The organism is Pseudomonas sp. RW3S2, assembly GCF_014268955.1.
Taxonomy (GTDB): Bacteria; Pseudomonadota; Gammaproteobacteria; order Pseudomonadales; family Pseudomonadaceae; genus Aquipseudomonas; species Aquipseudomonas wayambapalatensis.
In genome coordinates this window covers 1-437 of sequence record NZ_JABWRM010000044.1, presented here as the reverse complement: position 1 = coordinate 437, position 437 = coordinate 1, and the positions used below count along the sequence as shown (strand labels likewise).

Annotated in this window: 1 protein-coding gene; it reads right to left on the bottom strand. The window is 66.1% G+C overall.

Features of this window, described 5'->3' with window-relative positions; genetic code table 11:
- A partial coding sequence (locus HU748_RS26140; RefSeq protein WP_186722533.1) for a phosphopantetheine-binding protein occupies positions 1–437 on the bottom strand: 437 nt, incomplete at both ends.

Here is a 437-nt window from a genome sequence, read left to right as displayed (position 1 = left end):
TGACGCTCGGGGATGTCGGTATCGAAGAACGCCTGCTGGATCGGCAGCAGCGGCATCTCGCCACTGAGCGGGCCCTGTTCGATCAGTTGCGCGCCCTCGCCTTCCTGGGCCACGGTTGCCAGCCCTTGAACGGTCTGGTGCTGGAACAGCGCCTTGGGCGTGAAGCGGATGCCCGCTTGGCGCGCACGGCTGACCACCTGGATCGAGATGATCGAATCGCCGCCCAGCTCGAAGAAGTTGTCGGTCACGCCAATCGGCGCAACCTTCAGCACCTCCTCCCAGATCGCCACCAGGCGCTTTTCCAGCACGCTGCGCGGTGCCACCTGACGTGCCGGAGCAGTTGCCTGCGGCGCAGGCAGCGCCTTGCGGTCGAGCTTGCCGTTGGGGGTCAGCGGCAGGCGTTCGAGGAACAGCCAGTGGGTCGGCACCATGTAGTC